The sequence below is a fragment of the Tateyamaria sp. genome, assembly GCF_059783535.1.
On the sequence record NZ_JBYNDP010000159.1, the window covers coordinates 1 to 7,367 of the forward strand.

At 56.7% G+C, this 7,367-nt stretch carries 10 protein-coding genes; 5 read left to right on the forward strand and 5 right to left on the reverse strand.

Going from position 1 to position 7,367, the window contains the following annotated elements:
• The 5 genes from AC6RA8_RS19745 to trpB all read left to right on the forward strand — a co-directional run.
• Positions 1-221, forward strand: a 221-nt coding sequence (locus AC6RA8_RS19745) for a S1 RNA-binding domain-containing protein (RefSeq protein WP_500355135.1), incomplete at its 5' end; no start/stop codon positions are given.
• Between the two features lie 274 nt (positions 222-495).
• Complete coding sequence (gene ihfB, locus AC6RA8_RS19750; protein ID WP_189369183.1) at positions 496-780, forward strand: integration host factor subunit beta; 285 nt, start codon at positions 496-498, stop codon at positions 778-780.
• Positions 780-1,130 (forward strand): LapA family protein, encoded by a 351-nt coding sequence (locus AC6RA8_RS19755; protein WP_500355137.1) that lies wholly within the window; start codon positions 780-782, stop codon positions 1,128-1,130. The genes ihfB and AC6RA8_RS19755 overlap by 1 nt, the downstream gene beginning before the upstream one ends.
• Positions 1,131-1,140: 10 nt before the next feature.
• Entirely contained in the window at positions 1,141-1,788 is a 648-nt protein-coding gene (locus AC6RA8_RS19760; protein ID WP_500355139.1) for a phosphoribosylanthranilate isomerase, read from the forward strand.
• Positions 1,789-1,845: 57 nt separating this feature from the next.
• Positions 1,846-3,093, forward strand: a complete 1,248-nt coding sequence (trpB, locus tag AC6RA8_RS19765; protein WP_500355140.1) for a tryptophan synthase subunit beta — start codon at positions 1,846-1,848, stop codon at positions 3,091-3,093.
• 1 nt (position 3,094) lies between these two features.
• Here trpB and AC6RA8_RS19770 read toward each other — a convergent pair whose 3' ends face one another.
• The 5 genes from AC6RA8_RS19770 to AC6RA8_RS19790 form a co-directional block, all read right to left on the reverse strand.
• Positions 3,095-3,463 carry a DUF2237 family protein gene (locus tag AC6RA8_RS19770; RefSeq protein ID WP_500355141.1) on the reverse strand — a complete coding sequence of 123 codons (369 nt, stop codon included), beginning with the start codon at positions 3,461-3,463 and terminating at the stop codon, positions 3,095-3,097.
• A gap of 3 nt (positions 3,464-3,466) precedes the next feature.
• The gene (locus AC6RA8_RS19775) at positions 3,467-4,633 is read right to left on the reverse strand and encodes a serine hydrolase domain-containing protein (RefSeq protein ID WP_500355143.1); all 1,167 of its coding nucleotides are present in this window, start codon (positions 4,631-4,633) and stop codon (positions 3,467-3,469) included.
• Between the two features lie 63 nt (positions 4,634-4,696).
• On the reverse strand, positions 4,697-5,731 hold the full coding sequence (locus AC6RA8_RS19780) for a DUF2332 domain-containing protein (protein ID WP_500355145.1): 1,035 nt from the start codon (positions 5,729-5,731) through the stop codon (positions 4,697-4,699).
• The gene (gene pth, locus AC6RA8_RS19785) at positions 5,728-6,411 is read right to left on the reverse strand and encodes an aminoacyl-tRNA hydrolase (RefSeq protein WP_500355147.1); all 684 of its coding nucleotides are present in this window, start codon (positions 6,409-6,411) and stop codon (positions 5,728-5,730) included. The genes AC6RA8_RS19780 and pth overlap by 4 nt, the downstream gene beginning before the upstream one ends.
• A gap of 366 nt (positions 6,412-6,777) precedes the next feature.
• Positions 6,778-7,367 (reverse strand): 50S ribosomal protein L25/general stress protein Ctc (locus AC6RA8_RS19790; RefSeq protein ID WP_500355149.1); only part of this gene is annotated, 590 nt, incomplete at its 5' end.

A 7,367-nucleotide genomic window follows, 5' to 3' on the forward strand; every position in this document is an offset into this window, starting at 1 on the left:
TGTCGCGTGACCGTGCCGAACAGCGCCCCGAGCGTTTCTCGGTCGGTGACAAGGTAGATGTCCGCATCACCAACATCGACAGCAAGACCCGCCGTCTGGGTGTCTCGATCAAGGCGCGTGAAATCGCCGAAGAGAAAGAAGCTGTGGAACAGTACGGATCGTCCGACAGCGGTGCATCGCTGGGCGATATCCTTGGTGCCGCTCTGAAGGGCGACGAGTAAGAATTGCACCCATACGGTGTGTGAACTAGGGGCCCCTCGGGGCCCCTTTTGGTTTTTCTGAGACCGAGTCGAATCATCCAGCGGTTCGTCTGTGCAGAATGCTGCATCTTGGGATGTGGCAGCGCGTCAATGCTGATTTTCGTGCCACGGCGCAGTTCAGGCATCAAAAAAACTGGCTTCGCCCAGAATGGGCCTATTCCCGAAAGGCCCGTTTGTTCCTATAGTTACCGGACGCTAAGAGATAAAAAACCGAGTCTCTCGGGAGGTATTTAGAATGATCCGATCAGAGCTGATCCAGAAGATCGCGGATGAAAATCCACACCTGTATCAAAGAGACGTGGAGCGGATCGTAAATACCATATTCGACGAAGTGACCAACGCGATGGCGCGTGGTGATCGGGTCGAGCTGCGTGGATTTGGCGCGTTTTCGGTTAAGAAGCGGGATGCGCGCACAGGTCGGAACCCTCGCACGGGTGAGACTGTAGAGGTTGAAGAGAAACACGTACCCTTTTTCAAGACGGGCAAGTTGCTGCGCGATCGCCTAAACGGGAAAGCCTGATGCGCTACATTCGTTATGCCTGTATTGCCGTCTTTGCGGTGGCTTTGATCGCCGTTGCATTGGCCAATCGTGGCATGGTGACCCTCAAGCTGCTGCCAACCGAGATTGCGGGCCTGTTTGCAGTGACCCCGAGCGTAGAGTTGCCGCTTTTCGTGGTGATCTTTGGCGGCATCATAGCTGGTTTGCTGGTTGGTTTTGTGTGGGAGTGGATGCGAGAGCACGCAGTCCGCGCAGAAAACTCCCGCAACGCCCGCGAGGTGCGTCGGCTTGGACGTGAAGTGAAGCGTCTGAAATCCGAAAAGCACGAAGGTAAGGATGAGGTGCTGGCTCTTCTGGACGAAGCCAGCTAAGCCTGCCCCTATGTCAAAGCTGTCTGTTAAGATTTGCGGCCTTAGCCGCCCCGAGCACGTGTCTGCTGCAGTAGATGCGGGGGCGACTTACATCGGCTTTGTCTTTTTCCCAAAATCGCCGCGGAATGTGACCCTTGAAACCGCGCGATCTCTAGCAGTGGAAGTTCCGCCCGGTGTTGCCAAGGTCGCTCTTGTCGTCGATCCGGATGATGCGTTCCTCGATGAGTTGATCGCGAGTGTTCCCTTGGACATGCTGCAACTGCATGGCCATGAGACACCCGAGCGGGTCGCGCAGATTAAGGAACGCTACGGCCTTCCGGTGATGAAGGCTGTTGGTGTGGCGGATACGTCTGATCTGGCGTTCCTTGATGACTATGGCCGGGTGGCGGATCAGATATTGGTCGATACTAAGGCGCCCAAAGGCGCAGATCGACCCGGTGGCAACGGGCAAATCTTTGACTGGAGCTTGATTTCCGGCAGGCGCTGGCCGGTGCCATGGATGTTGGCGGGTGGGCTGACCCAAGACAATGTCGCACAGGCTGTTGCTGCGACTGGTGCGCAGCAGATCGACCTGAGCTCGGCCGTGGAAACAGCGCCTGGACAAAAGGATGCGGGCCTGATCCGCGACTTTTTGGCCGTCGCAAAGACCGTCAGCTGACCCTTTACCCGGCCGGTTAACCCCGCTAGGTCAAAGGTTCTGCAAGCGAGGTGCCCGATGGCAAACGATCTTTTCAATTCCTTCATGACCGGCCCGGATGAAAATGGGCGCTTTGGAGACTTTGGTGGACGTTTCGTGTCCGAAACACTGATGCCGCTGATCCTGTCCTTGGAAGAGGAATACGAAAAGGCAAAGACTGACGATAGCTTCTGGGCCGAGATGGACCATTTGTGGAAGCACTATGTCGGTCGTCCCAGCCCGCTCTACTTTGCTGAACGCCTCACTGATCATCTGGGTGGCGCGAAGATCTATATGAAGCGGGACGAGCTGAACCATACGGGTGCCCACAAGATCAACAACGTGCTCGGCCAAATCATCCTGGCCCGTCGTATGGGCAAAACCCGGATCATCGCGGAAACCGGGGCAGGGCAGCACGGTGTGGCCACGGCTACTGTTTGTGCGAAATTTGGTTTGAAGTGCGTTGTTTACATGGGCGCGCATGACGTGGAACGTCAGGCCCCCAACGTGTTCCGTATGAAACTGCTTGGCGCGGAAGTGATCCCGGTGACCAGTGGTCGGGGTACGCTCAAGGACGCGATGAATGATGCCTTGCGCGACTGGGTGACCAACGTACGCGACACCTTCTATTGCATCGGCACGGTGGCGGGGCCGCACCCGTATCCAGCCATGGTCCGCGATTTCCAAAGCATCATCGGTAAGGAAGTCCGTGAACAGATGGTCGAGGCTGAGGGGCGTTTCCCCGACACGGTCATCGCGGCCATCGGCGGCGGATCGAATGCGATGGGCCTTTTCTTTCCCTTCCTCGATGAAAAAGAGGTTGGGATCATTGGCGTCGAAGCGGGCGGCAAGGGTGTGAATGCCAAGATGGAACATTGCGCCTCGCTAACCGGCGGGCGTCCCGGAGTCTTGCATGGTAACCGCACATACTTGCTGCAAGATGACGATGGCCAGATCCTCGAAGGTTTTTCCATCTCAGCAGGGCTCGACTATCCCGGTATCGGGCCCGAGCACGCGTGGTTGCATGACATTGGACGGGCGGAGTACGTGTCGATCACGGATGTCGAGGCGCTGGAAGCGTTTCAGTTGTGCTGCACGACCGAAGGGATCATTCCAGCACTCGAACCCAGCCACGCCCTGGCACACGTTATGAAAATCGCGCCAAACCTGCCGTCAGATCACATCATATGCATGAACATGTGTGGGCGCGGGGACAAGGATATCTTTACTGTGGCCCGTCACCTTGGTTTTGACATGTCTGGGCCCGAAGGGCGCAACGTAGAGTGATCTAGACCGCGTATCCGGTCAGCACCTCCAACGGAACGATTTCCAGCGCGCGCTTGTGCGTCGCCTTTAAGTTCACTTGGGGCGCGCATCCTTCGTCATGGGCCTGCAAGAAACGTGAAGCACACAAGCACCAGCTATCGCCGGGGTTCAGTCCCGCAAAGCGGTATTCGGGGCGTGGCGAACTCAGGTCATTGCCCACATATTTGGAATAGGCCAGGAATTCCGCTGACATTACCGCGCAGACCGTGTGGCTGCCTTGGTCGGCAGCACAAGTGTTGCAGTGCCCATCCCGGAAGAAGCCTGTGACCGGGTCTATGCCGCACACCTGTAGTTCGGTGCCCAATACGTTGACGCTTTCATCCGGTTCCATCTCTCACTCCGTTGCGGCCACGATCTCGCGGAACATGTCGATGTTGGCTTCGTTCACTCCCGCCTCGCGGAACTGGCGGTCAGCCGCAGTTGTGACGATCACGACACCTGCCTGCTGATCGATATAGAGGTATTGCCCGTAGATACCACGCCCCATGAACTGACCTTCGGTTGCACCAACGGGAATCCACCATTGATATCCATAGCCGATGCGGCCCGGTTTGGTTGGTGCGCTGGCTTGGGTTGAGGAGGCGATCCAGTTTGCTGGAACGATCTGTTGCCCTTGCCAACTGCCGTTTTGCAGAATCATCTGCCCAAAACGGGCGTAATCCCGCGTGGTAATATTCAGACCTCCCAGCACAAAGGCGACACCGACGCCGTCCGTCAGATAGAGTGGTGATTGGTCAAGCCCGAGTGGCTCAATCAGCTTTTCGGCCATCAGATCGGGGATATCTCGCCCCGTTGCGCCGCGCGCAACCATTCCAACAATGTGGGTGTCGATTGACGTATATTGCCATGTTTCGCCCGGTTGCTCGAAGGTCTCGGTCAGCCCGGCCGCAAAATCATCCATCTCTCCACCCAAGGCGAGAACACGGCCCATCCGATTGATATCGCTATCATAATCCAGATAGTCTTCGTCAAAGGTGACACCGCTGGTCATTTGCAGAACATTGCGGATTGTGGCGCCATCATAGGCTCCGCCTTCGAGCATGGGGGCGTAGTCGGTAACGGGCGCATCCAGCGACGTGATGGCGCCTTCCTCGACCAGAATACCGAACAGCGCTGAGAGATAGCTTTTGGCGACAGACCAACTGATCCGTCGGTCATCGGGTTCCGTGCCTTGGTAATACGCTTCGTGCACGATTTTTCCGTCTTTGAGCACCAGCGTCGATGTGACTGTCCTTTCAATGACCCAGGTTTCGTAAGCAGCGGGCATTTTCATAGCTGCGCCCACGGGCAACGGGCTGACTGATCCCGAACCCCTTGAGATTTCTCTGTGGAGAAATGCCCCGTCCATGTTGGAGAAATTCGATACGATCCGATTTTCGTCGAACAAAGAGTTGACTGCGAGCAATCGCGTGATCTCTTCACGCTTCCAAAAAGCAACCAGAGCAACTGCAATAATCAACGCAATGACTGCTCGCACTATCCATTTTACAATAATTCGCATCTTTTTCCTCCGCCCTGCGCACTTATTCACAGGGCTGTATCGTCAGGCAATTTTACCTTGGCGTCAGCCTGTCCAGTTGATCCAACGACCGTGAAAGTCGGCGCGGCCGAGGTTTAAAGTGACGTTGCCGGGCCAGAGCCGCAAGGTCAGAGCCGCGCCAACGGCGCCGGTTGTGTCACCATCTGTTTCCATTTGCATCCAGGCAAGAGGTGTTTCACGCGTTGCCTTTGCGCCCGCCGCTTCGATCAGTGCTGTGCCATGATCCTGTTTTTCTTTGGGAAAGTACTGCCAAGCAACCGTATGCTGGATCATGTGCATATGCCCCTCGGGGGCGGAAGCAAGGCGGGTTTCGAGCCAGTCAATGGCGTCCCCCATGTCCACATGGGCAGACAGGACCGACATAGCTGCGCGTGTCAGCTTCACCCGATGCGGCTGGTCGGCCCAGAGGTAGGACAAAAGGCGGAGTGTGTCCGCTTCATCTTTGAGGTTCAACGGGTTGAGATCGACGCCTGACCTATCCGCAATCTGCGGACAATTCATTGGCGGCACAGGACCTGACCATTCGGGTTTCAATTTGAGAACAGGATCTTGCGAGCCGAAGCGATGACCGTTTGCTTCGAGTGCGAAGTGATCCCACATGAGGTTCAGACCACCGCTGGCGCCCAGTTCTGATAGAACGATGGGGCGGTCGAAATGATAGGCCGCGACGTGAGCCATGGCAATCAGCGCCGCGCTGCGCCGCACCTCGTTCGTCTGGGGGGCGTTCAAAGTCCAGTCGAGGAAGAACTCTTCGTTTTTTTTGAGAGCGTTAACGACTGCTTCCTCAAGCGTTTCATCATCTGCGGTGTTCGGAGGATAGGCGGCCACTAAATCACAGTCTTTGGCCTGAAGAACAAGCGCGTGCAGTCCGCCACCGATCCGCAGCGGAAGCGAATGGCCCGCTGGACCAATATCCCCCTGATACTCGGCCATTTTCCGACCCAGAACGCTGGTTGCATCCCACCGATTGGCTAGAATTTTCAAGACGCGCCCCATGAGCGGAGAACCCATACGCGAGCAGGTTTCGGATTGATCGAGAAAGGCTTGGGTCAAGCTCATGAGAAGCGGTCCATCAGTTTTTGCAGGGGGGATCGCGTGTCTGGTATCTCTTCTTGTTTCGCGTTGGATGTGGTTGATTGACCTGTTTTTTCCTTGCCCGTTCCCGATCTTGGCGGTGCGGTTCGGAGGGCTACGGCATTCATGAACTTTGCCCCATCCCCAACGGCAAGATGGGGTGCCCCATCCGAACACCCACGGACCACGTCATCTAGCCATGCCTCATCGGCCTTGGGAAAGTCCCGCAGCACATAGCCGGGCACAGCATCCTTGTGGCCGGGATGACCGACGCCCAAGCGGATGCGTGCGTAGTCGGCGCCAATATGTGCATGCAGGGATCGCAACCCGTTGTGACCAGCATGACCACCACCAACTTTCCAGCGCACCTTGCCTGGGGCTAGATCGATTTCGTCATGCAAAACAATGACATCCTGGGCGTCCAGCTTGTAGAATCGCATCGCGGCGCCCACGCTGTCGCCCGACTTGTTCATGTAGGTTTCAGGCTTTAGAAGGACCACCCGATCTGATCCGAAACGTCCTTCGGACACCACGCCCTGATGCTTGGACTTCCACGCGGGGAAGCCATGATCTGCTGCGATCTGGTCCAGAACCATGAACCCGATATTGTGCCGGTTGCGGGCGTATTTCGCGCCCGGGTTCCCCAGTCCGACGATGAGCTTCATTCCGTCCCCCGTGTCATGTTGCGGCGCAGCATAGGGAAGGGGGCAGGGGTGGTCCAGCCAAGCGTATAGACACCGTGCAATTGAGATTTGTGCCGATCGATAAACGAAACTGCACATTTTCGCGCAGAAACCGCGCATTTTGGTCTGCCTGACGCACCCGGTTTTCGAACGGTTTTCACCAACTGCACGTTTTCGCTCAGAAACTCCATAAATTGCCCCTTCCAACGCCGTTAACACATTGGAAAGTGTTAACCTTTGCACCAAGCGACTTATTGCTAGTTAACGGACCGGCCTCCGCCTCACAAAAAGAAAAGGGCCGCCCCAATCCGGAGCGGCCCTCGCAATGTCGGTCCGTGACAGGACGCTTTATTCTTCGCCACCCTCTTCGGTGACTTCTTCAGCTTCCTCTTCGCCGCCTTCTTCGTTCTCGGACGACCGCAGGCCGGACGGTGCGGTGATCGTTGCAATCACGAAGTCGCGGTCAATCGTTGGCTTGGCGCCTGTTGGCAGCGTCACCGACGAGATGGTGATGCTGTCGCCGACTTCGGCTTCGCTGACGTCGATGCTGATGCTTTCAGGGATGTCACCAGCGGTTACAACCAGTTCCACCTCGGGGCGCACCAACGACAGCACGCCGCCTTTTTTCAGACCCGGTGAGACGTCTTCGCCATCCACTTCAACACCGATGAACAGGTTGATCTTGGTCGTGCGGCGCAGGCGCATGAAGTCCACATGCGTGGGCAGGTCCTTAACGACGTCGCGCTGCACGTCGCGGCAGATGACGCGCACGTCCTCGTGGCCTTCGACCTTCATGTTGAACAGGGTCGACTTAAAGCGACCAGCTTTCAACATTTTCAGCAGCTTGTTGAAGGGCAGATTGATCGGCAGCGGATCGTTGTCACCACCAAAAACAATCCCCGGAACCATACCGGCACGACGTGCCTGACGAGCGGCGC

Excerpts from the sequence above, each read along its gene's own strand:
- ihfB (WP_189369183.1), top strand. The coding sequence starts at position 496 with ATGATCCGATCAGAGCTGATCCAGAAGATCGCGGATGAAAATCCACAC.
- AC6RA8_RS19755 (WP_500355137.1), top strand. The coding sequence starts at position 780 with ATGCGCTACATTCGTTATGCCTGTATTGCCGTCTTTGCGGTGGCTTTG.
- AC6RA8_RS19760 (WP_500355139.1), top strand. The coding sequence starts at position 1,141 with ATGTCAAAGCTGTCTGTTAAGATTTGCGGCCTTAGCCGCCCCGAGCAC.
- trpB (WP_500355140.1), top strand. The coding sequence starts at position 1,846 with ATGGCAAACGATCTTTTCAATTCCTTCATGACCGGCCCGGATGAAAAT.
- AC6RA8_RS19770 (WP_500355141.1), bottom strand. The coding sequence starts at position 3,463 with ATGGAACCGGATGAAAGCGTCAACGTATTGGGCACCGAACTACAGGTG.
- AC6RA8_RS19775 (WP_500355143.1), bottom strand. The coding sequence starts at position 4,633 with ATGCGAATTATTGTAAAATGGATAGTGCGAGCAGTCATTGCGTTGATT.
- AC6RA8_RS19780 (WP_500355145.1), bottom strand. The coding sequence starts at position 5,731 with ATGAGCTTGACCCAAGCCTTTCTCGATCAATCCGAAACCTGCTCGCGT.
- pth (WP_500355147.1), bottom strand. The coding sequence starts at position 6,411 with ATGAAGCTCATCGTCGGACTGGGGAACCCGGGCGCGAAATACGCCCGC.